Source organism: Erythrobacter donghaensis (genome assembly GCF_001557325.1).
GTDB lineage: Bacteria > Pseudomonadota > Alphaproteobacteria > Sphingomonadales > Sphingomonadaceae > Erythrobacter > Erythrobacter donghaensis_B.
On the sequence record NZ_LSJS01000284.1, the window covers coordinates 1 to 1,016 of the forward strand.

Below are 1,016 nucleotides of genomic sequence, written 5' to 3' on the forward strand. Positions count from 1 at the left end.
GGCGCGCGAGGCCGTTGCCGGTGCCAAAGCACCGGCGGTCGAGGGGTTCGACACGTCGCCTCCCCCGCGTGATCGAGCCCCTCGGCCTGAGGCGGGGCAGAGCGCTCCGCTGTTCCCGAGCGCAGCGGCGATTGAAGCCGCGAAAGCTGCAATCCGCCCGGCAGTCAGAAACGGCGAACAGCCGATCGTCAGCACCTCGCAGCCCAAGGAGCCCAAGTGATGGCCGAACATCTCAAGACCGTCGTCGATCGGCTGCTCAGCGGATTGCTGGGTGATGCCGAACACGCCGACAAAGCCCGTCCGCAGCTCATGGTCGATATGCTCTCCGACTGGCTCCCCTACCGGGTCTATGATCCGGCAACCCGCCTGTACTTCAACGCACGCTCGAAGGGCTTTGTCCTTTCGGTCACGCCGCTGATCGGAGCCGACGAGCGCACCGGGGAAATCCTCGGTCAGTTCTTCTCGGAAGGCCTGCCAGCGGGCGCCTGCCTGCAGGTGCTCCACCTTGCAAGCCCGCGCATCAGCAGGATCATCGCCCCGTGGTTCGCCCCACGCTACATCCAGGGCGGCGTGTACGAGGCAATTGCCCGGCACCGGGCGCGGCGGCTCTATTCGCTGGTTTGGGAGTCTGGCTCGCCGGATGCGCCCTTCCATGCGCGGCATCACCAGGTGATCGTCTCGGTCGGGGTGCCGACCTCCAAGTCGGTCAGCAACGAGGATCTCAAGCAGACCCGCGAGGGCCTGATGGCGATGCTGAAGTCGCTCAATCTCGGCGTGGTCGAAGTCGGGCCGGAAGCGCTGATCGCTGTCATCGATGATCTGACTTCGCCCACCACCGCCCCGCAGGACGATGCGGTGCCCTACAACCCGAATGATCCAATCTCCTCCCAGGCGATCCGCCACGACATCGAACTGGTGGTGGCTGAAGACCGCATGCGGCTCGTGACCGAGCGTTTCCGCACCACTGGCAAGGTCAATGACGGCGTGCCCGAGATCGGGACCGTCTATCCCGATGC

General features: G+C 65.5%; 1 protein-coding gene and 1 pseudogene. Both read left to right on the top strand.

Annotated elements, in window-relative coordinates:
* Nucleotides 1-220, top strand: a pseudogene (locus AX692_RS20605) (conjugal transfer protein TraV); the annotation flags it as partial.
* On the top strand, nt 220-1,016 hold a 797-nt coding region (locus AX692_RS16195), incomplete at its 3' end, for a conjugal transfer protein TraC (RefSeq protein ID WP_155646354.1). The pseudogene AX692_RS20605 and the gene AX692_RS16195, both read left to right, overlap by 1 nt.